We start from the raw sequence: 22,812 nt of genomic DNA, 5'->3' as shown, positions 1-22,812 counted from the left end.
AGTGGTTCCTGTGCCGGTAATCAGAGTTTGGTAACGGTGGCACGGGCCAGGCCGCGCTCTTCCAGGAAGCCGAGCAGATAGCGATGTCCAAAAGCCTTGGAGCCGGAAGCGAAGCCGACCTTGTTGGTGTCGTCGTCGAGCAGCCTGATCGCCGCCGCGGCCTGTAGGGCACCGGTGGAAATATAGGGTGTGACGCCATGCACGGTAGCGCGCACGGCGGACAGGTGACCGCGGCCGATTGCGATGTCGACGCTGCGTTGCAAGGTGGTGCGTTCGCGGGGCGGCATGCTCGGCGTGGTGGCCTCTACCAGGCTCCTCACCACCGCGTCCTGCTGCTCTTTGGACAGGTGCTTGTATTCCGCTTCCCACTTCTGGCTCAGACCATGCACCATCGGCATCACATTGTTGTCGTAGAACCCGACCGCGGAGGTGCAGGCGCGCACGCGCGGATCATGCTCGAAGTAAATCGGCAGCGAGGTGCCCCCCCAAGGCAGGCAGAAAACCGGCTGCATGAAGTTGGGGTCGACAATGTTGAACGAAGCGGTGGCCGGGTGCTGCACCAGCTTGTTTTCCCACAGGTAGAACTGCTCCCTGTGGAACAATTCGAAAATCGACGCCGCCGAGCCCAGGCTGACCCCTGCGACATCACGCGGGCCGCGGCACAGGGCGGCGGTTTCCAACACATCGATACCGGGGGTTTCCAGCGCCAGTTCGGCGGCGATCTCGGAGAAGCTGAACATGTAGGACAGCGAGGGTGAAACCAGTAAGCCAGCCTGACGATAGAGTTCGCCAAATTGCTCGCGAACCTGGCGGACATAGCTTTGCTCGCCAGTGGTATCTATGTGGTGGCAGCCGGCCTTGAGCGCGGCCTCAACGGTGGTCAGACCGAAGTTGACGAAGGGCCCAACGGTGTTGCAGACGACCTTGGCTCCCTTGAAGGCGGCGCTCAGCGACTCGACGTTGTGCTCGGCCTCGATGATTTCATAGGTCGCGGACTCCAGGCGTACCACACGTTGCGCCATCATTTCCTGCGCGCGCCTGGCATCGCGCGCCACAGCGGTGAAGGGGATGTTCTGGTCGATCAGCCAGTCCATGGTCAGCATGCCGGTGTAGCCACTGGCGCCATAGACAACTACGGGATACTTAGCCATTTCTATTGTCTCCAACGTTTATTGTCAGTCGGGTTTGGGATCAGTACTGGGGCCAGCCGTCTTCGTAGAGCTCCTGGACAAGGAACCCAAGGCGGGTGGTGAGCATCATGTTCTCGCCATCCTCGATCAGCGCGGCGCGGGCATCGCGGAACAACTTCTCCATGGGGTACTCGCGGGTCAGGCCGTTGCCGCCGAACAGCTGCATGGCATCGCTGACCACGCGCATGGCCTCTTCGGTCACGGTGACCTTGCCGGAAGCCGTGGCACAGGGGTGCCCCTGCGGGGACAGGCGCGCATAGGCCAGGGTGCGCCGGGCGACAGCCCGGCAAAGCTCGACACGACGCATCATGTCGCCGATGCGGTAGCGGGTAAGCTGGTGGTTGATCAGCAGTTGGCCACCCTGCTTGCGCTCATGACAGTAGGCCAGGGCCAGTTCGAAGGCGGAACGTGCCACGCCAGTGAACCATTGCGCCATGTGGGTGCCAGCGAACGACCAGGTCGACACGACGTTGCCGTAGTACTCGTCCTGCAGGGCCACGGCGAAGCGCTTGGGAATCCGCACGTTGTCGAAATACACCTCGCCCTGCGGCAGGGCGCGCTGACCGATCTTCTCCAGGGGCTTGCCCCTGCTGACACCGGGCAAGTCCAGGGGAACGATGACGGAGATGCCATAGGGCAAGCCATTGGCATCGTAGAAGCCGTTGCCATAGTCGGCGGTCATGTAGGCCAGAGCCACTTGGGCCACCGCACCGTTGGACACCCAGGCCGAGCACTGGCCGTTAATGACGATCTCGTGCTCGCCGACCTTGGCGAAGAGATTGCCCTTGTTGCCCAACTGCCCCGGCACCCAGTCGCGCTGCAAGTCGAAGGCGCTGACATCAGTGCCCTTGTCCGGATGGGTAATCATCCAGCAGCCGATTTTCCCGGCACTCAGATCGATCAGCTCCTGGTTCCCTACGGCTTTGGCCATCTCGTTCGGGAAGGTGCTGACGCCCAGGGAAACCGCCAGACCGGCATCGCCCCAGCCCATTTCCTCGCCGATCATAGACTCGACGCGTACAGCCGTTTCCGGCGGCAGTTCGGCCAGCAGATCGGAACTCAGGCCCAACTTGGCGGCTTCGCTGAACAGGCTGTAGTACGGCGAGCCGGGGGCAACCACCTGCTCTGCGGTCATCTTGTCGAGTTCCTGACCAAGGGGGCGCATGAAGTCCTTGGCAAAGCGATGCACGCTGTCCTGGATACCGCGCTCGACCTCGTTCAGGGGCGTTTCAAAGCCGGTCATTGAAATGTCAGGCAGATTGATCCGGTTACTCAGTTTCATCATGGGCCTCGTCATATCGCTCGGTTTTTCTTATGGCCTGCACGCCAGGCATCGAGACGCGTCAGGCGTCGGTCGGCAGTTCGCCGGCGGCGATCAGCGCGGCACGCGTGGCCTCGACGAAAGGCTCTACGGTGTCGACGAACAGCTCTTGCAGCGGTGTCCCCTTGAATTCGGGGAGGAAGGTCTTGTTCCAGTGGCCGCACAGCGACATGCCTGCTGGGGTATCGACCATGGCGACGCCGATCGCCAGCAGGGTCTGGATGGCGCCGGGATGGGAAGCCGCGTAGGCTGCGCGCCACTGCTCGGGCGTCAACTCGTTACGCTCGATCGGGCGCCCCACGGCCTGTTCGCGCGCGGCCAGCAGCTCGTTCCACGAACACCAGGCCGTGGCCGCGACTGGGCAGATCGCATTGCGCGAGGCCGGGTGGGCCAGCACATGTGGAATGATGCGGCCGACATCCGCGCCGGTCGACCAGGCCAGCCTGGCGTCGGGATCACCCATCACCATCACCGGCTCGAGCATGTAGTACTCGATCCAGGCACCGGCCGGAATGATGGTGTAGTCCATGCCGGCCAGTTCGATCATGCGTCGGATGAACGCCTTCTGCCGGGCCATCAAGCGGTGCGTGGTGTCGGTCTGCCAGAACTGCTCGAACTCGTAGATCGCGCCGTACTCGGATGGCACGAAGCGTTCGACCCCGGCTTCCTTGGCGGCAAAGATCAGCGGCATCTGCGATTCGGTGGCGTAGAGCGGCACGCAGGACACCAGGTAGTCGGTGCCACGCAGCGCCGGGACCAGCGCTTGGGCAATGGTGACGTCGACCTCCTTGATGGTCACGCCCTGACGCGCCCATTCGGCGTACTGCAGCTGTTTTTGCGCCTCGCTCTTGCTGATGCCCGACGATGAGTGTTCCACCTGGCCGGAGCGGCGCGCCAGCACATTGATATTGACCAGGCCCTGGCGAATGAACTCATTGACGCACGCGACGCCGGCGGTCCCGGTGGCGCCGAATACAGTGACGGTCTTCTTGTTCATGCTGTTCTCCTGGCTGTGATCAGTCATGCGGGCGGGCGGTTGTGCCTGCCTCGCTTTAAGGCGAGTGGCGGAATATTTGGTCGATTATTGTTCTTCCCGGCATCGACAACTCACCGGAAAAGCGGTCATATTTGTCAAAATATGCTCATCCCGAGATGCCCATGAATCCGCAACAACAGGTCCATGAAACACTGGGATTACCCTTGCTGGGTGGCCTGGTGTGCAGTGACATCCCCTTGTATGCGGAGCGCTATTTCCTGCACACGACTGATCTATCCGTCCCGCCCGTTGACTTCATGGCCCTGCTGACCCAGTTCGGTGGCTCGCGGGCGGATGAGGGGGCCGGGGGCGAATTGCGCTCGACATCGATGCCCCGCTTGTCAATGCTGCTGCCTGCCGGTTGTGCCACTCAATGGCACTATTCCGGCAGCATTGATTTCGCGGTTTTCTATCTGCCCGAGCGCACTGATGGCGTGTTTGGGCAATTGCGTGAGCTATGCGCTGGCGCGCAGGCACCATTGCCCGTCAGTGATGGTTTGGTGAGCGCAGCGGCCCGGCAATTGATGGATGAGCTAAGTCTTGGGAAAGGGGCTGATCAGGGGTTCATGGCAAGACTGGCCATGGTCATGCTTGAGCAGGTGTATCGTGCGCTGCGAGTTGACGCGAGCAGAGGTATTTATCCGCCGCATATTCATCTGGCGCGCCTGCATACAGTGCTGGTCTTCATTCGCGAGAACCTTGGGCAGGAACTCTCGATCAGCACGCTGGCTGACCAGACGGGTGTCAGCCCGGCTCATTTCCGACGGCTGTTCCAGCGCGCCATGGGTATGCCGCCCCATCGCTATGTGATGAATCTACGACTGGAACATGCACGTGATCTGCTCATGCAGACCGATCTACCTATTTTGCATGTGGCACTGGAGTGTGGTTTCAGCTCGCAGAGCCACCTGACTGCTGCGTTCAAGGTTGCGCACGCCAGTACGCCGGCCGAATACAGAGCCCTGGCTGGAAGGTAGCGGATGCTTTGGCGTGGCGAGCAGGTCACTGCACCGAAAGTACGCAAGCGGCTTGTGTTGGATTGCACCGGGGTTCAAGCCCTCGGACTATTCCATGGTAGTGTTCGACCGTTTGGAACTGTATCCAGGGACCTTCAGACGCTCCTTGGGTAAGCGTCTCTCAACCACTCAGGTCTGAAACAATGGACTGCATAGAGCCCCAACTGATCCTCAAAACGACACCGCCGCGCAGTCAGAAATCAGCACGGATGCGAAACCGCCTGGGTATCCATACCCAGGAACTGACAGACAAAGTGGTGATCGCCGTTCAAGCGCCGGGAGGCTTCGGCAAAACCTTTCTGCTGACCCAATGGCGCCGTGAATGTTTGTCTCAAGGCGCCGTGGTGGCCTGGATGACGCTGGATGCACAGGATGATGGTGCGCGTTTTGTCCAGGGGCTGGGAGCTGCCATGGCCATTGGCAGCGGTCGGCCGTCGTTTGCCCGTGCATTCGAGCCTATTGCAGGACCGGGGCGTGATGAACAGGAAAGGCTGACGCAGTGGTTGGTGGAAGTGGCTGATCTGGGTAGCGAAACCGTATTGATTCTGGATGAAGTGGATACGTTGCCCGAGCTTACGATCCGTTACTCCCTGACGTACCTGTTGCACAATGCGCCGGCCAATTTGCGCATCATCATGGCCTCTCGCACACGGTTGAATCTGCAAGTGACGGACCTCGCGGCAAGAGGGTTTTTCACGACGATCATGACAGCGGCTCTACGACTGAATGTGGAAGAGGCGATCGCCATCCTCAATGACCGTTTCGGTGCAAGGGTCGATGCCGACCTCTGCGTTCGGCTGTACGAGATAACCGAGGGCTGGCCGCTTGGCTTGCAATTAGCGATTTCGGCGCTGGAGAAGAGCCCGAACCGGAGTGCGGCAGTCGAAGGGTTGTCGACTTGTCTGGGGGATATCCAGCGTTATTTCGTCGACAGTCTGGTCGCACATCTTCGGGAGGAGCAGGTTCGCTTTCTGACCGGCATTGCCTTGTTGGAAATGGTCCAGCCCTTGTTATGCGAGGCGCTGACGGGCAATGCGCGCTCGGGCGAATTGCTGAAGGAATTGTGTGCCTCGACACCGATCTTTGTTGAAAGTATCGACAGTGACTGGGTGCGCATCCATCCATTGGCGCGGGAATTTCTGCTCGGCCGTTTTGCCGATTTGCCGTTGGAGGAACGTCAGGGGTATCACCGGCGCGGCGCTGTGTGGCTGGAACAACACGGTTTCCTGGAGCAGGCCGCCCGGCAATATCTGTTGGCCGGCATGCCCCAACCGGCCTATACGTTGATCGGCAACTGCCTGTACGAAGTCGCGTTGCAAGGGCAATTCAGCCGGGTGCTGGAGTGGGTCGAGGAGCTTGGCCCCGCTGACGTGTTGGCGCATCCGCGCATCTGCCTGGCGGCGGCCTGGACGTTAGCGATGGGAGCGCGTCAGGCAGAAGCGGCGCAATTGATTGCGGCTATTGAACAGCATCCGTCCGCCGACGAGGCGACACGTTGTGAAGCGGCCACCATCGCCGCCGCAGCCGCCTTCTTTGCGGACCATCCGGATCAATCCCATGAGCTCATCATGCCTTGGGTCGATCGATTGCCTTCATTCTCAACCACGGTGCAAGCCTTGGTCGCGAACCTGATCGCCCGGCTGACGCTGTTGCAGGGGCAGCCGGAGAAAGCCCGACGAATTTTTCAGCGAGCACCGCTTCACGCGGGTAGACCTGGCCTTGATGCCATACGCGGGTATGGCGAGTGGGTGGTCGGTCTTGCTTATTTATACGAGGGCCGAATGGTGTCGGCGCGCACCGCGTTGCACGACAGCCTGTTGCTTGCCGAACGGGACATCGGTCGGCGCAGTCCGGTGGCGGTCATTCTGGCGAGCGCTCTGGCGACGGTGTTGCTGGAGCAGGGGGACATTCAGGCGTCCGCTACGGTGCTGGCGAACAGGCTGGATATCGTTGAACGATTGGCGTCCCCCGATGCCATTGTGCAGGGTTTTCTCGCCGCCGCTCGACTGGCTTCAATCCAGGGGCAGGGGCATCGAGGGCAGGATCTGCTCGAGGCGTTATTCGCCCTTGGAGAAGAGCGAAATATTCCACGATTCTGCATTGCCTCCCTGGGAGAGCAAATACGCCTGCATGCCTTGCTGGGACGCAGCGATACCTGTCAGGCATTATGGCGACGGCTGGACAGTTTCACGCCGGTTATTGCCCGTGAGCGAGCCGGGTTGCTGGGGCCGGAGCTGGACTTGCTGGCCGGGGTAGCCAACGCTTACGCGTTACTGGCCCAACGTGATTGGGAGGCTATGCTGGCGGTGCTGGACAAGGTTGGCGAAACGGCCGAATACCTGCGTCGTGGACGAGACATCGTACAGATCAAGTTGCTCAGGGCACTGGCACTTCGGGCAACCGGACAGGGCGGCACCGACTATTTGCTGGAGGCTGTCAGCCTCGCGCAAGAAAACGGTATGTTGCGCGTGGTGCAGGACACCCATCCGGACCTGATCAAATGGGAGCAGACGCTCCAGCGTGATACCGTCAATTTGCTCGCGGCGACCTCTACGCCCGCACCTGTTGCGCGACCGGAATCCAGCCCATTGAGCGTGTCCCCGAGTCGTCTCCTGACGCCCAAGGAGCGCGAGGTGTTGCAGCTGTTGGCTCGCAACCTGTCCAACAAGCAAATCGCCCTGGCGCTGAATGTCGGCGAGGAAACCGTGAAGTGGCACCTGAAAAACCTGTTTGGAAAATTCCAGGCCGGCACAAGACAGCATGTAGTCGCGCGTGCCTACATGCTGGGAATTCTCGAGACAGCGGGCTGATGCGAACTCACCACCCGAGATGATCCGTTCGGATCATCCTTCAATCGCCCCCCACATCCGATGTCCAATCGCCCCCCCAGTCAATGGGGGGGTGCGCTTTTCGACTTCGCAATAGTCTGACCCCACAAAAGCGCCAACGTATCGGTGAGTGGGAGCAGGTTTATGTCTGAAAGAGTGCTGATCGCCGGTGCAGCAATGGTGCCGTTTCTACCGCTGGGTGGCTCTGACAGCCATGCGACGTTGGCGGGGCAAGCCATTCGTGCGGCGCTGGCCGATGCGCGGATCGACTATGACCTGGTCGACCAGGTGTTTACTTCCTGCGTACACGCACAAGCCGGTATCGCCGAGCAAATGTTGTCGCAGATTGGTTACTCGGGCGTGCCGATTTTCAGCCTCGGCGATGGCTGTGCGTCGGCCAGCAGTGCTTTCCAGCTGGCCCGCAATAGCCTGCTGTGCGGCCAGGCTGAATGTGTCCTGTTGGTGGGTGTCGAGTGCATGCCGGCAGGTATTTCCCATCGTGAGTTTTTCGGTTTGAAAGATCTCGCTCGCGATGAGTCGGCAAAGGTCAGGCAAGGTGAGAACCCCATCGGCTTTATCGAGCGTCGACAACAACCGGCGCTGTTGTTCGCTGCCCAAACCAGCTGGTTATTGACACGTATGGGCATTGCTCAAAGCAGCTTCGATCAAGTGCTTGAACGGGCACGGGTCCAGGCCGGTCGCAATCCCTACGCCGTGTTGAACCGCCTGCCGGATCGCGACGGCTGGCTCGCGCCTTATCTGTGCCCGCCCGCTTGCGGTGCGGCGGCCATCCTGCTCTGTACCCCGACCTTCGCCCTGCGCTTCGGCGCTCGGACGGACGTCACCGTGCTGGCCAGTGTCAGGGGCAGTGACAGCGCTTCAGAGCAGGAATCGGGTTGCGTGCTGGATGTGCTCGGACAGGCGACCACCCGGCGAGTCGCACAGTTGGCCTATCAGCAGGCGGGCCTCGGGGCGGAAGACATCGACGTGGTTGAACTGCACGACCAAAGCGTCGGCGACTTCATGATCAATAGCGCCGCGCTGGGCTTTTGCCGGGAGGACGAGATCGATCGATTCGTGCAGCAAGGACACTGCCTGAAAGGACAGATGAATGCGGTGTGCCCATCGGGTGGCTTGCTGGGACGTGGTCACGCCCCGGGTGCCACCGGGTTGGCGCAACTGGTCGAGTTGGTCTGGCAACTGCGCGGCATGGCCGACGGCAGGCAAATTGCTGATGCCCGCACGGCTTTACAACATAGCACCGCCCTGGGCCGGGCAGTGTCGGTCACCCTTTTGCAGCGCACCTGAGAGGAGGCTCACTACGCCGTGATTCAACCCATGACTTTTCGTAAACCATAGAGCAGGTGGCAAGCTAGATGAACAAAAATAATAAGATCTGCCATGCAAACCTTCGCAAAGGGTTGTTGGCCTCCGCCATTCTCACCGGCCTGGGCATCGCGCCCGTAGGGGCTGTGGAGATCAACACGGGGAATGAAGACTTTGCGGTTCGCTTCGACAACACCCTGAAGTTCAACTACGCCCAGCGCGTGGAAGCCCCCAACAGCAAGTTGGCCAATTCGTGGAACAACAATGACGGAGATCGCAATTTCTCCTCCGGCAGTCCCGTTTCTCAACGACTGGATGTGCTGACCGAACTGGACGTGGTTTACAAAGAAAAAGTCGGTTTCCGTGTCAGCGCCAACACCTGGTACGACCACGCCTACGACGATATTGGCAGCGATAACGCCTCGACCAATCAGCTCAACGACGGTAAGCCGGACTCTCGTCATCAAAGCGGTTACGCCGATCGGTATTACAACGGTCCTTCTTCGGAAATCCTTGATGCTTTCGTGTTTGGCAGCACGGAAGTCGGCGATGAGTCACTGCTCAGCGGCAAGCTCGGCAAGCACACCGTTTACTGGGGCGAAAGCATCCTCGCCTTTGCCCATGGCAACAGTTATGGCCAGTCCGGCCTGGATATTTCCAAGTCGCTGGCGGTCCCGGGAACAGAAGCCAAAGAACTGTTCATTCCGCGAAATCAGTTGTCCACCAGCTTCACGATCAACCCGGAACTGACCCTCGCCGCGCAGTACTTCCTGGACTGGGACGCCGCGCGGTTGCCGGAATCGGGCACTTATCTGGGGTTCAACGACGGCATTCAAAATGGCGGGCACAACCTGTCGTTGATCGGCGGCCGAAACCCGCTGTTCGGCACACCTGGCCCACTGGGTGCCAACCAGTTCCTGCGGCTGAGCAACGGGCATACGTTTACCCCGGACAATCAAGGTGACTTCGGCCTGATGGCCAAGTGGAGCCCGGAATGGCTGCAGGGTACGCTGGGTTTCTACTACCGCAAAACCTCCGACATTCTGCCTAACCTGGTATTGCAGCCAACGGCGGTCGGCCCTGCGCAACTGATTTCCGGCAATGCCGGCAGCTACAACCAGTTCTATGTCGATGACATCGATATCTACGGCATCAGCCTGTCGAAAAGCATCGAAGGTGTCAGCGTCGGTCTCGACCTGAACTATCGCCACAACATGCCGCTGGCCAGCGTGCCGGCAACGGTCAATCCGGCAGCCGGTGCTGCCGGTTTGCCTGGCTTCATCAGCAGCTTCGATGGTGACAACGGCGTGGCCCGAGGCAACACCGTGCACGCGGTGCTCAACGGCTTGACCACGTTCGGTGCGACTCCGGTCTGGGACAGCTCGACCTTACTGGTTGAACTCGCCTACAGCCGCTGGCTGGACGTCACCGAGAACAAGCAGTTGTTCAAAGGCGAAGACTGGTATCGCGGTGTCGACAAGGTCACCAAGGACAATTACGTCCTGGGCGTCAACTTCAATCCGACCTGGTATCAGGTGTTCCCCGGCATCGATATGTACCTGCCGGCCAACTACAGCGTCGGCCTTGCGGGCAACTCGTCGGTTCAGCTCGGGGGTAACAAGGACTCCGGCAGCTACTCGGTGGGCGTTGGCATGGACGTGCACAACCAGTACCGGTTCGACCTGAAGTACGTGGACAACTTTGGTCCGTTCGACACCTGCGGCTCAGCCGGTGGTGCAGGTACACAGGGCGAGGGCGCTGCACCAGGGGCCAACGGCCAATACAACTGCGTACCGGGGCAGACCACTGCTTTCGGCGGTACTCAACCTCAGCTCAAGGATCGGGGCATGGTCACTTTTACCTTCAAAACGACCATTTGATCGAAGTATTCGCTTGATAGCAGGAGTCACTCCATGAAATTCGTCAACACGCTTTTGTTCACTGCATTGACCGTTGCCATCGCGGGTGCGGCACACGCAGCCGTGGCCCCCGATGAAGCGGCCAGACTCGGCAACAGCCTGACAGGCGTCGGCGCTGAAAAGGCCGGCAATGCCGACAACACCATTCCGTCCTACACCGGCGGTCTCACCACGGCGCCGGCCAGTTTTCAACCGGGCAGTTCGTTCCGTCCGGACCCTTACGAGGCTGATAAGCCACGCGTCGTCGTCGATGGCAAAAACCTCAGCCAATACACCGACAAACTGACCGCGACCACGCAAGAACTGCTCAAGCGTTACCCGACGTTCCGGGTCGATGTGTTTCCCACCCATCGCAGCGTTGCTCTGCCGCAACGGTTGCTGGATAACACCGCAAAAAATGCCGTCGGCACCAAAACACTCGACGGCGGGGTAGCACTGGAAAACGCGTTGCCGGGCGTTCCGTTCCCGATCCCGAAAGATGGCTACGAGGCCATGTGGAACCACCTGCTGCGTTATCAGGGGTATGCCACCAATATCAAGTATGACTCCTGGAACGTCGACAGTTCCGGCCGGGCTATTCTGGCCACGACCGGTAATGGCTATCTGGAGTACCCGCTGTACGATCCGAAGCGTACGGAACCGGCGAAAGAGACGGATCTGTTCTTCAAGACCAAACTCTATTACCAGGCCCCGGCCCGTCGCGCAGGCGAAGCCATCCTGGTGCAGGATGCCGTCAACCCTCTGAAAATGGAGCGTCGTGGCTGGCAATACCTGCCAGGTCAGCGCCGCGTGAAACTCGCCCCGGATATCGCCTACGACACGCCAAACCCTGGCTCGGCCGGTGCTTCGACCTATGACGATGCCTGGGTATTCAACGGTGCACTGGACCGTTACGACTTCAAGCTCGTCGGCAAGAAGGAAATGATCGTTCCTTACAACACCTACAAGCTGAACTATCACAAGATCGCTGCGGATATCACCACGCCGCATCACGTCAATCCGGACCTGATGCGCTGGGAGTTGCACCGCGTGTGGGTGGTCGAAGCCACGCTGAAACCGGGCAAACGCCACATCTACAGCAAGCGCACCTTCTACCTCGACGAAGACAGCTGGATCGCACTGGCTTCGGATGAATATGACGCCAGCGGCAAGCTGTACCGCGGATCCTTTGCCCACTTGGCATACAGCTATGACGTGCAGGCGCCGAACTCCGATAACCACATGATTTATGACCTGGTCTCTGGCAGCTACAACATCACCGGCGTCTACGGGCCGTACGGCGGCGTCAAGTACATCGACCCGCTTTCGAAAGCGCAATGGGCGCCTGAGTCATTGGCCGGCACGGGTATTCGCTGAGCCATGACGCAGGTGTTTTTTTGTCGTCGACAGTGTGTACCGCACTGTTTGGCGGCTTTTTTTGCCGAGTAGATCTCATGAATACATTTAGATGGATTGCGCTCACTGCGCTAATTGTGGCGTTGGCTGCCCCATTCACCAGAGCCGTCGTCGCCGCCGATTTTGTCGACGTGCTGTCGAGCCCCGCGATTCAGAGTGACAAGGCGATCAGCGGGATGTTCACCGGATTGACCCGTGCAGGTCAGCGTCTGGTCGCCGTGGGCCAACGCGGCCATATTTTTTATTCCGATGATAACGGCGGCCGCTGGCACCAGGCAGAAGTGCCGGTGAGTTCCGATCTGGTGGCCGTGCAGTTTCCGAGCCCGACGCAGGGGTGGGCGGTCGGGCACGACGGCATTGTGTTGCACAGCGACAACAGGGGTGAAACCTGGAAGCGTCAGCTCGATGGCCGTCAGGTGGGGCAGATTATGCTCGAACATTTTCAGAGGCAGGAAGGGCAACAGCCCAATGATGCGTTGTTGGCCGAGGCTCAACGAATGGTCGATGAAGGGGCTGACAAACCTTTTCTGGACGTTTGGTTCGCCAATGATAAAACCGGCTATATCGTCGGCGCGTTCAATCTGATTTTCCGCACCGAAGACGGCGGCCGCAGCTGGGTTCCATTGATGGATCGCACCGACAATCCGGGGGCGCTGAATTTCTACGGGATGCGTGCCATCGGCGATGACCTGTTCATTGTCGGCGAGCAAGGCCTGGTATTGAGACTGGACCCGGCAACACAACGCTTCATCAACCTCCCGACGCCCTATGGCGGCAGCTATTTCGGCATTACCGGCAAGCCGGGCTCGGTGCTCGTTTATGGCCTGCGGGGCAATGTTTATCGCAGCGTCGATCACGGCGTGAACTGGGACAAGGTTGAGCTGGGTCTGTCCTCGAGCATCACCGCGAGCACGATCACCGCCGACGGCCGAATCATCCTGGTCAGCCAGGCCGGGCATGTGCTTGTCAGCACCGACGACGGCGCCAGTTTCACGCTAAAGCCACAAGACCGCCTGGGGCCTGCCGCTGCGGCGCAGGCCATCGCATCAGGCGTCGTGGTGGTCGCAGGCGCACGGGGCTTGCGCCAGTTGCCTTTCGAATGAGCCCACCCCCACATAATAAAAAGAGACGAGCCACTTCATGGGTAACTACAACCTCGATACGATGCCGGTGATCCGAGAGCTGAAGGGCTTCGATGCACGCTCCGGCAATGTCCTTGAACGCCTGATTTTCAACCATCGCCTGCTGGTGGTGCTGACCTGTCTGATCGTGACGGTAGTGCTGAGCTATTTCGCGGCCACTGGGCTGGCGCTCAATGCCAGCTTCGAAAAGATGATTCCGCAGAGTCAGCCGTACATCAAAAACTACCTTGAGAATCGCCAGTCGTTACGCGGGCTGGGCAATACGGTTCGAGTGGTGGTGGAAAACACCGACGGCGACATCTACGACCCGAAATACCTGGAGGTGCTCAAGCAGGTCAATGACACCTTGTTCCTGACCCCGGGCGTGGACCGGGCCTGGATAAAGTCATTGTGGACGCCTGCCGTGCGCTGGACCGAGGTCACGGAGGAGGGCTTCCGTGGTGGCCCGGTCATGCCGGACTCCTACGACGGGTCAGCCAGTGGGGTCGAGCAACTGCGCTTGAACATTGCCCGCTCCGGCATCATTGGCAGCCTGGTCGGCAACAACTTCAAATCGAGCATGATTGTGGTGCCGCTGCTGGAGAAGGATCCGGTCACGGGCGCCGCCATCGACTATCACCGCTTTTCGCGCACGCTCGAAGAACAACTGCGTGACAAGTTCGAGTTTGCCGACAGCAGCGCGAAACACAAGGCGGGCGAAGAGGGCAAGGGCCCGATCAAGATCCGCGTCATCGGTTTCGCCAAACTGGTGGGCGACCTGATCGATGGTCTGCTGCTGATCATGATGTACTTCGGTGCCGCGGCGCTGATCGCCACCGCGATCATCTATGCCTTCACCCGTTGCGTGCGCAGCACCGCGCTGGTGATTCTATGCTCGGTGGTTGCGGTGGTCTGGCAACTGGGCCTGATCACCTTGTTCGGTTATGCACTCGACCCGTTTTCGATTCTGGTGCCGTTTCTGGTGTTCGCCATCGGCGTGTCCCACGGTGCGCAGAAAATGAACGGGATCATGCAGGACGTCGGACGCGGCACCCACCAGTTGGTCGCCGCGCGTTATACCTTCCGCCGCCTGTTCCTGGCCGGACTGACCGCATTGCTGGCCGATGCCGTGGGTTTTGCGGTACTGATGCTGATCGACATTCCGGTGATCCAGGACCTGGCCGTCACCGCGAGCATTGGTGTGGCGGTCTTGATCTTTACCAACCTGGTGTTGCTGCCAGTGCTGCTGTCTTATTGGGGTGTCAGTCCCAAGGCGGCGGCGCGCAGCTTGCGTCAGGAAAGTCAGGAACTGAAAGGCAAAGGGCTGGGCAATGTGTGGAGCCTGCTTGATCGCTTTACCGAGCGTCGCTGGGCGACGGTGGCGGTGGTGGTGGCCGGGTTGCTGGCGGTAGGTGGCTTCATGGTCAGCACCCAGTTGAAGATTGGTGATCTCGATCCGGGCGCACCCGAACTGCGCGCCGACTCACGTTACAACCGTGACAACGCCTACATCACGGCCAACTATTCGCTGTCCAGCGACCAGTTTGCGGTCATGGTCAAAACCGCCAGCGAAGGTTGCCTGAAGTACGAAACCCTGGTGGAAGCCGATCGTCTCGGCTGGCTGCTGCAACAGCAACCGGGCGTGCAGACGACCGTGTCGCTGGTCAACGCGGTGCGCCAGATCACGGCGGGTTCCTATGAAGGCAACCCGAAAATGCTGACCGTCGCGCGCAACCAGAACGTGCTGAACTACGGCGCGCAACAGGCCTCGGTGAACAACCCGGAACTGTTCGACAGTGACTGTTCGATGATGCCGGTGATCGCCTATCTCTCCGACCACAAGGCTGAAACCCTCGATCACGTGGTGAAAGTGGCCGATCAATTCGCCCGTGAACACAGCAACGACGATCGCCAGTTCATGCTCGCCGCCGGTAGTGCCGGGATCGAAGCGGCGACCAATATCGTCGTGCGCGAGGCCAATCGCACCATGTTGTTCTACGTGTATGGCGCGGTGATCGTGCTGTGCTTCATCACCTTCCGCAGCTGGCGGGCGGTGGTGGTGGCGGTCGTGCCGTTGATGCTGACGTCGATTCTCTGCGAGGCGTTGATGGTCTGGCTGGGCATGGGCGTGAAGGTCGCGACCTTGCCGGTGATTGCCTTGGGTGTCGGCATCGGTGTCGATTACGCGCTGTACCTGCTCAGCGTTCAGTTGGCTCAGCAGCGTGCCGGCCTGTCGTTGACCGAAGCCTACAAAAACTCCGTGGCCTTCACCGGCAAAGTGGTGGCGCTGGTCGGCATCACCCTGGCGGCGGGCGTGATCACCTGGGCGTGGTCGCCGATCAAGTTCCAGGCCGACATGGGCATCCTGCTGACCTTCATGTTCATCTGGAACATGGTCGGCGCCTTGGTGCTGATCCCGGCGCTGTCGCATTTCCTGCTCCGTCGTGCGCCTTGATCAACCCTGAAAGGTTATTTATCCAGGGGCACGATCAGCGGGCCGGCGAAGGCCTGCATGATCAACGCCACGGGTTGCCGGTGGCTGACCAGTTGGGCCATGGCGTTCATGTAGGGCGTCAGGTGACGGAAGTATTTCTTGTAGCTCGGGCACAGGTAGTTCAGGCCCGGCTCGCCGTCGGGCGCATTCATGAAGCGGTTTTTCGGACATTCGCCATGGCAGGCGAAGCGGTAATCGCACTGCTGGCAATACGTCGGCAGTGTCTCTTCCTTGGCGGCGCCAAAGGCTTGTTGCGCAGCAGAGGCGAGTAGTTCGGCAGGGTCATCGGTCTTCAGGTTGCCCAGCAAATACTCGGGATACATGTAGTGATCGCAGGAGTACACGTTGCCGTCGTGCTCCACGATTGCCGCTTTGCCGCAGCGCGGGCTGAACAGGCACACCGAGGCCGGCAGCTGACACCATGAGGCCAGTGCCCATTCGAAGTTCATGACATGAACCTCCCCGACATCCTGGCGTACCCACTCGTCAAAAATCGTGATGAGAAAATCGCCATAGGCCTGGGGGGCAACCGTTTGCTCCGTCACCATCGCCGGCTCCGGTACCACGTGCAAGCGCAACTCCGGCGGGATAGCGAAATGCAGACCCTGACTGACCTGTGAGGCGCTGGGCTCGCGTTCTACCACGGGGTTGAACTGAATATGACGAACGCCTTCAGACTTGAGGAATCGATAGATTTCCAAGGGATATCTGGCGACATCACGCGCCACGGTCACCAACACATTGAAGTCGACGCCATGCTGCTTGAGCAGTTCCAGGCCGTGCATCACGTCATCGAAACTGGAGTGCCCGCGCTTGTCGGGGCGATAGAGGTCGTGGACGAATCGAGGGCCGTCGAGGCTGATCCCCACCATGAAGCGTTCACGGGCGAGGAATGCGCACCAGTCGTCACTGAGTAACGTGCCATTGGTCTGCAACGTGTTGCGAATGACTTTGTTGCCCGCGAACTGGCGTTGATACAGGACCGCGCGCTGGAAAAAATCCAACCCCAGCAACGTCGGTTCGCCGCCTTGCCAGGTAAATTCGACTTCAGGCGTGGGCTGGGCCTCGATGTAGCGCTGCACATACAGACGCAGCACCTCGTCGGTCATGCTGAAGCGTTCCCTGGGCGGGTAAAGCTGTTCTTTTTCGAGGTAGAAACAATAACTACAATCGAGGTTGCAGATCGGCCCGACGGGTTTGGCCATGAGATGCAAGCCCTGGGGCGGGGTTTCGTGGGTAGGCATGGGGGCAGGGTCCGGGAGTCATCAATCTGCCGCCCGGTTATCGGGGCGGCATTGAGGGTCAAGGCAAATACGTCACGTGTACATCCTTGACCTTGCCATTGAACGCGAAGGGTGCACGCTCGAAATAGTCCAGGGTGACGGGGGAACCGAGGTCTTGAGCGACGTCGAAGGTTTCGCTGGCGGTGAACGTCAGTGCCGGAGTAAACGGCGTCACCCCTTTGGCGGCTTCCTGCCCGTCAAGTCGCAAGCTCAGATTGGCCGGCGCTCCGGGCTTGGCTGACGACAGGGTCGTCAGCACTTCGATACTGACTTTGCCGGCGGGTACTCGTTCGGCCGAACGCAGTTTGACGCGAGAGATAGCCAGCGCGTTGTACTCGTAGATCAGGAAACCGTCGTCCATGTACAGGCTGACCCCGCCACCGATACCGCCCAAGGCATACAGCACGCCGGTGGCGTTAGCTGGAACGTCGGCGTCGACGACAACTTTGCTGTTCTGATTGCGCAGGTTGGGGGCCGCAAATTCCGGAAAGCGCTGGACGCGATCACTGAAGTGCCATTCGTGTTGGCTGCTGGAGATTCGTGCAGTCGGATCGAGGAAGGGGTAGAGACCGGCACCAATCGGAAAGACATGGTTAGCCTTGGCCTGTAATTCAAACTCCGCCTTCAGCTCCGCAAGTTTTTCCGGATGACCTGCGGCTACATCCTTGGCCTGGGAGTAGTCGTCTTGCAGGTTGTAGAGCGACCATTGATCATTCGCCGGATTCCAGCCCATGAACTGCGCAAAACCTTGCACCCAGGGTTTACGCGGGCCAAAAACCGAGGCCATCCAGCCATCCTTGTAAATGCCACGACTGCCCAGGACTTCGAAGTATTGCGCCGGCTTTTTCGACCTCACCTGAGCGTCGTTGAAGGTGTAGCGCAGACTGATGCCATCCATTGGGTCCTGAGCGATACCGTTGACCTCTTTGGGTGGCGTGATCGACAGTACGTCGTAGACCGTCGGGGCAATGTCGTTGACGTGGTGGAATTGCGCGCGAACCCTGGCGTCGGCCTTGATCTGTTTCGGCCAGGAAACGGCCAGCGGCGTGCGCGTACCGCCGAAGTAGCCGGCGACCAGTTTAGTGCCTGCGAATGGCCCTGAACCTGCCCAGGCCCACGCGGCGTTGTACATGCTTTCAAGTTTAGGACCGCCGAGCGCGGACAAGCCGCCATACATCTCGTCGAGGACTTTCAACTGCTGCTCTTTGGGGACTGGAATCCCGTTCTGGGCCAGCAACTCATTGATCGTCCCCTCCATCCCCTCGGAAGAAGCGCCGTTGTCGCTGAAGACATAAAAGATCAGCGTGTTGTCGCGCTGACCTTCACGCTCCAGTTCGTCGAGGATCTTGCCGGCCTGCGTGTCGGCATGTTCCAGGAAGCCGGCATACACCTCCATCAACCGTGCCTGATACTGTTTCTGTTCGGACGACAAGCTGTCCCAGGCTGGGAGTTCCGCCGGGCGTGGGGTGAGGACAGCGTCCTGCGGGATAAAGCCCAGCGCTTTCTGGCGAGCGAATGTCTGCTCACGATAGGCGTCCCAACCACCGTCGAACTTGCCTTTGTATTTATCGGCCCACTGTGCATTCACCTGGTGCGGGCCATGTACGGCACCCGGTGTCCAATACATGAAAAATGGTTTTTCCGGCGCGTAGGTCTGATGGTCTTGCAGCCAGTTTACGGCCTGATTGGCGAGATCTTCGCTGAGGTGATATTGCGGATCTCGCGCCGGTTCGATTGGCGTTGTGTCGCGGTACAGACGCGGTTCGTACTGAGAGGTTTCGCCGGCCAGGAAACCGTAGAAATGTTCAAAACCGTAGGCCGTCGGCCATGTATCGAAAGGACCGGCCGCTGTGGTGTCCAGGGGGGGCGTGTTATGCCATTTGCCGAACGCGGCGGTGCTGTAGCCATATTGCTTGAGCACCTCGGCCATGGTCGCCGAGCTTTTGGGGATCTTGCCGGTGTAGCCATCCCAGTCAGTGGCCAGCTCTGCGATGACGCCGTTGCCAACTCGGTGATGGTTGCGTCCGGTGAGCAATGCGGCACGCGTTGCGGAGCTGATGGCAGCGGTATGAAAAGCGTTGTAGCGCACACCGCTGTCGGCGACTCGACTCAGGGTCGGCGTATGGACTGCGCCGCCGACGGTGTCGGACTGCGCGAAGCCGGCGTCATCGAGCATGATCACCAGAATATTGGGAGCCTCGGCAGGAAGGCGGGATTGATGCTGACGTTTCTGGTGCTTCGATTCTTGCAGCGTCGGTTTGGCGTCACTGGCCGAAGGAGTCGGCGGGAAGGGCAGTGAGTCTTGTGCGGATGCGACCGAGCTGGCCAACAGTGCGCAGAGTTTCAGGGTGAAACGTCCGGCGGGTTGCAGCTTCTGGGACATGGGTGTCTCCGTTTTTTATTCATTACTACGGCGCAGCCGCCCGGTCGAACACCGGACGGCCGGGAGGTTGGAGGGCTGGTCAGACCGCAAAGCTGGTGATGTCTTTGGGCTCGATATCATTGGCTTTGCAGAACGCCAGGTAACGATCCACGCTGGATTTCCAGTTCTCGACGGCCACGACGTTGTTGTTATCGTCGTAATACAGCAGATCGCCCTGGGTGATGTTCAAGGTGATCAGTTCATCGCCATATTCAGTCAGCACGATCGGCGTGTGGCTGGAACCTGCGGTTTCGAACACCACACCGCCCTGTGTCGAGATCCAGTCGTGCTCCAGGTATTTCCAGCCACCCTTGACGGTGTAAACGATGACCGTACCGGAGTGATAGTGCTTGGGCAGAGAAGACCCGGCCGGGGCCTTGAGCAGGGTGATGGTTTCCCCGCGAACCGGGTCGCACTTGATGTATTTGATGAAGATTTCATCGCTGTAAGGTGCGAACGGAACCCACGGCAGGTCCTCGTCGTTGATGGAGGAGGTGTCGATGTTTTCATAAAACATGCTTGTTGTTCTCTATTGGACGGTGGAAGGAACTGCGCGATGCATTAAGAGCATCGTGAACAGACCGTGCTCACACCGCCCCCCTCCTGAGGAGGGGGATCCATCCAATGGCGTTGAATCGCGGCATGCGCAGTGCCGTGCAAATAACGCCCAAACAACAATATCTACGGTTTGCGGCCACCGCAGGCCTTTGGCTAATCACAGCCGACGCCCCGGTCCAGCGGCGGCACGCCCGCGCCGTCCGCTGCAACCGGTCGTCAGGTGCTCAATTGATTTTGACGATCGCGGGCGGACTCCAGGTGCCTTTGCCAGGAGGCAGGACGGAAGGGTTTTCGGTCTTTGGCCAATACAGGCGCATCACCATGTAGATCAGATCATTCGGGGCGGGCAGCCAGTTGCTTTCCTTGTCCGCGCCGGGCGAGTCCTTCTGGATGTAGAGCGTCAGCGAGCCGTCTGCATTTTTCTTCATGTCAGGTAGCATCGGCGAGTTGATGAGGTAGCGATTGACCGGATTCTTGATCAGCAGTTGGCTCTTGCCGTCGTACATCGTCACCGACCAGAAGGCGTTTACCGGCGGGAGCTGTCCAGCGGGAAAGGTGAGGGTGTAGTTGTGTTTGCTGCCGTCAAGCGGCGTACCATCGGACAGGATCTTGGCCATCGGATACGTGGCCTCTTCGGCGTCGTTGGCGTAGATGCCCGCTTGTGCGATGGCGGCGCGCTTTAGCCAATCACCGTTGTAGAACGCGGCATCACCGCCGGAACTCACGATGTTCCAGCCATTGACCTGCGTGCCGAGATGATTGACCGCATCCTGGACCTTCGCATGCCCAGCCTGCATGCCCTCGACCACAGCGGCCTTTTGCTCGGCGGAGAGCGCCTGGAAGTTGAAGTCCTTGCCGGCGCCAATGCCCATACGGGCCAGCTTCGCGCGGATCGCCACTTCATCCGGGGTTGCCGGGGCAAACTGCAAGGCAAAGCCCAGGTACTTGAAGAAGTCGGTCTTGGCCAGGGCCTTGTCGAACTTCGGAAAGTCGATCGCCGGCGCGGCAGGCGGCGTGGGCTGCTTGAGATAAGCCGATAACGGCTGGGCCGCATAACCGGACTGGATCTTTTCGACGTTTGGCATGTCCGCCGGATTGAAGAGCTGGGTGCGAAAGATAGCGAAGAGTAGTTGTGTTTGGGAATGAAACACCTTCTTGATGCCTGGCGGGGTCGCGCCCTTCCAGTCTGGGCCGACCACCAGGTAATCGCCGGCTTCGCTGCCGGTGGTACGGCTGCCGATGTAACCGAAGTTGTTGGTGTTGTTATCGATCAACTGCACCGAGTAATACCGCGGTTTCTCCACCGTCGGTACCGAGAGCACGACCGGCTCGCTGCGCAGGTCCATGAACATCAAGGAATACGGCGTGTCGCTGTTCGGCGAGACGATGGCCGTGTCCTTGTAGCTAAAGACTTTGTGCATGTTGTAAATGTGGTTGAACGGCGCCTTGTACTGGCTGGAGCTTTTGTCCACGGCATATTCATACAGGGTCGCGTAGTTCATCACGATGGGCAGACCGTAGATGTAGCCTTCCTCGGCGATGGCTTTCGTCTCGGCGGGAGTGATGTCCGCTGCCTGGGCGTGCGTAAATCCCAAGGACGCGAGCAATACCATCGCACAGCCAAATGTTCTCGGTAGTGTGGTTATCATGAACCTGAAACTCCATTTTTCGTGTTAGATGATTGAGTCGGTCTGCTAGCTGCTAATCAGGCGAGATTCAATGTCGCGTTTGCTCACGACTTGATATCTCATAACGCTCCTTGTCTTGCTGTAAGTCTTTGTTTTACGTGATCCCCGTAACCAGGTCTTGTCGAGCCCAGGCACGAGGAGTCGTAAAACTTTACCGCTGCTGTGACGATTACTTGAGTAACGTCTGCATGTCGCTGGTCATTCCCTTGATGGCCGCTTTGAAGTCATTCGCGGTGATTTTCTGGCTGGCGTTCTTCAGGTTCTCGCCAAACACTTTACGCACGGCTTTTGCGACCGGTGCGCCAGTTTTGGCGTCGATCAAGTCCGCCTCGATATACAGTTCGGTATTCTGGTCGCGATGCCCCGTGGCGGCCTGAGTTGCACCTATGACTGCCGCGACCGGCACCACTTCGTACCATTTCATGCCTTCATTGGTGGCTGTCACGCCAGTGATTGCCGCCTGCAGGATCAGCGCTCGCTCGCCTTTGCGAACATCTCTGGAGTCTGGAACGACCAGGTAGTTTTGGGACAATGCCTGCCTGGCGCTTTCAGTGGTGTAGGCCTGCAGTTCCTGTAATGTTTTCAGGTCCACGCGTTCATCCGGCTTGGGCGCCGGATACAGTTCCAAACGCTCGAAGACCACCGTGGAATAATCCGCAGGCTTGAATCCTGGCGCCACCCAGCGCAGCACTTCCACGCCACTTGGCGAGGTGGTTTCCTGCAGGCCGCCATAACTCTTCAGAAAGCCGGAGTACTGTTGTTGCTCGGTAACTTTCGATACGCAACCGGTCAATAACAAGCTGCTCAGTGCGGCACCCGTTATCCATTTGTGCGAGAAGTTCATGTAACGGTACTCCTTGAGGGATGTGTTCCTGAATGTCTGTTATTCAAGGCCAGACCCTGTGGCCTCAGCCCTTTCGGCAATAAGCCCGCTGGATCTCTGCCTGAGCAATCGAACGACTGCTTGCCAACTGCAAGCAGCCGCAAGTTCGCGTTACTTCGATGCCACCACTGCCGGCGGCTGCCAGCTGCCGCTGCCTGCGGGAAGAATCGAAGGTGCCGTGGTCTTCGGCCAGTAGAGGCGCATCACCAGATAGACCGTGTCGTCAGGCGCCGGCAACCAGTTGGCTTCCTTGGCCTTGCCCGGCGAATCTTTCTGGATGTACAGGGTCAGTGAGCCATCCGCGTTCTTCTTCATCGCCGACAGCATCGGCG

16 protein-coding genes are annotated in these 22,812 nt (G+C 59.5%); 7 read left to right on the top strand and 9 right to left on the bottom strand.

What is annotated here, in order from left to right:
• Positions 1-20 precede the first annotated feature (20 nt).
• The 3 genes from BSF44_RS26545 to BSF44_RS26535 are packed head-to-tail and all read right to left on the bottom strand — an operon-like array spanning position 21 to position 3,508.
• Positions 21-1,151: a trans-acting enoyl reductase family protein gene (locus BSF44_RS26545; RefSeq protein WP_095946006.1), complete on the bottom strand. Its 1,131-nt coding sequence runs from the start codon at positions 1,149-1,151 to the stop codon at positions 21-23.
• 40 nt (positions 1,152-1,191) lie between these two features.
• Positions 1,192-2,475 (bottom strand): acyl-CoA dehydrogenase family protein, encoded by a 1,284-nt coding sequence (locus tag BSF44_RS26540; RefSeq protein WP_095946005.1) that lies wholly within the window; start codon positions 2,473-2,475, stop codon positions 1,192-1,194.
• 58 nt (positions 2,476-2,533) lie between these two features.
• Complete coding sequence (locus BSF44_RS26535; protein ID WP_095946004.1) at positions 2,534-3,508, bottom strand: NmrA family NAD(P)-binding protein; 975 nt, start codon at positions 3,506-3,508, stop codon at positions 2,534-2,536.
• Between the two features lie 161 nt (positions 3,509-3,669).
• Between BSF44_RS26535 and BSF44_RS26530 the strand changes: the two genes are divergently transcribed.
• From BSF44_RS26530 to BSF44_RS26500, 7 genes are all read left to right on the top strand, one after another.
• Complete coding sequence (locus BSF44_RS26530) at positions 3,670-4,524, top strand: helix-turn-helix domain-containing protein (protein WP_095946003.1); 855 nt, start codon at positions 3,670-3,672, stop codon at positions 4,522-4,524.
• Positions 4,525-4,706: 182 nt separating this feature from the next.
• Entirely contained in the window at positions 4,707-7,373 is a 2,667-nt protein-coding gene (locus tag BSF44_RS26525) for a LuxR C-terminal-related transcriptional regulator (RefSeq protein ID WP_095946002.1), read from the top strand.
• Positions 7,374-7,535: 162 nt separating this feature from the next.
• Positions 7,536-8,699 (top strand): acetyl-CoA acetyltransferase, encoded by a 1,164-nt coding sequence (locus tag BSF44_RS26520; protein WP_095946001.1) that lies wholly within the window; start codon positions 7,536-7,538, stop codon positions 8,697-8,699.
• 68 nt (positions 8,700-8,767) lie between these two features.
• A complete protein-coding gene (locus BSF44_RS26515; RefSeq protein WP_095946000.1) occupies positions 8,768-10,597 on the top strand; it encodes a DUF1302 domain-containing protein in 1,830 nt (609 codons plus the stop codon).
• Between the two features lie 33 nt (positions 10,598-10,630).
• On the top strand, positions 10,631-11,992 hold the full coding sequence (locus BSF44_RS26510; protein WP_095945999.1) for a DUF1329 domain-containing protein: 1,362 nt from the start codon (positions 10,631-10,633) through the stop codon (positions 11,990-11,992).
• Between the two features lie 77 nt (positions 11,993-12,069).
• On the top strand, positions 12,070-13,134 hold the full coding sequence (locus BSF44_RS26505) for a YCF48-related protein (protein ID WP_095945998.1): 1,065 nt from the start codon (positions 12,070-12,072) through the stop codon (positions 13,132-13,134).
• 37 nt (positions 13,135-13,171) lie between these two features.
• Positions 13,172-15,607 (top strand): RND family transporter, encoded by a 2,436-nt coding sequence (locus BSF44_RS26500; RefSeq protein WP_095945997.1) that lies wholly within the window; start codon positions 13,172-13,174, stop codon positions 15,605-15,607.
• A gap of 14 nt (positions 15,608-15,621) precedes the next feature.
• Here BSF44_RS26500 and BSF44_RS26495 read toward each other — a convergent pair whose 3' ends face one another.
• The 6 genes from BSF44_RS26495 to BSF44_RS26470 form a co-directional block, all read right to left on the bottom strand.
• A complete protein-coding gene (locus BSF44_RS26495) occupies positions 15,622-16,890 on the bottom strand; it encodes an anaerobic sulfatase maturase (RefSeq protein WP_095945996.1) in 1,269 nt (422 codons plus the stop codon).
• A gap of 58 nt (positions 16,891-16,948) precedes the next feature.
• The gene (locus BSF44_RS26490; RefSeq protein WP_095945995.1) at positions 16,949-19,312 is read right to left on the bottom strand and encodes an arylsulfatase; all 2,364 of its coding nucleotides are present in this window, start codon (positions 19,310-19,312) and stop codon (positions 16,949-16,951) included.
• Between the two features lie 79 nt (positions 19,313-19,391).
• Positions 19,392-19,868, bottom strand: coding sequence for a 2,4'-dihydroxyacetophenone dioxygenase family protein (locus tag BSF44_RS26485; RefSeq protein WP_095945994.1), 477 nt, complete (start codon positions 19,866-19,868; stop codon positions 19,392-19,394).
• A gap of 265 nt (positions 19,869-20,133) precedes the next feature.
• Positions 20,134-21,522, bottom strand: a complete 1,389-nt coding sequence (locus BSF44_RS26480) for a DUF1254 domain-containing protein (RefSeq protein ID WP_256589164.1) — start codon at positions 21,520-21,522, stop codon at positions 20,134-20,136.
• A 244-nt stretch (positions 21,523-21,766) separates the two neighbouring features.
• A complete protein-coding gene (locus tag BSF44_RS26475) occupies positions 21,767-22,441 on the bottom strand; it encodes a DUF3313 domain-containing protein (RefSeq protein ID WP_095945992.1) in 675 nt (224 codons plus the stop codon).
• A gap of 150 nt (positions 22,442-22,591) precedes the next feature.
• A partial coding sequence (locus tag BSF44_RS26470; protein WP_141250096.1) for a DUF1214 domain-containing protein occupies positions 22,592-22,812 on the bottom strand: 221 nt, incomplete at its 5' end.

The sequence above is a fragment of the Pseudomonas sp. ACN8 genome (assembly GCF_002303925.1).
Taxonomy (GTDB): Bacteria; Pseudomonadota; Gammaproteobacteria; order Pseudomonadales; family Pseudomonadaceae; genus Aquipseudomonas.
The sequence above is the reverse complement of the archived record's forward strand: the minus strand, read 5'-3'. Positions and strand labels throughout refer to the sequence as shown.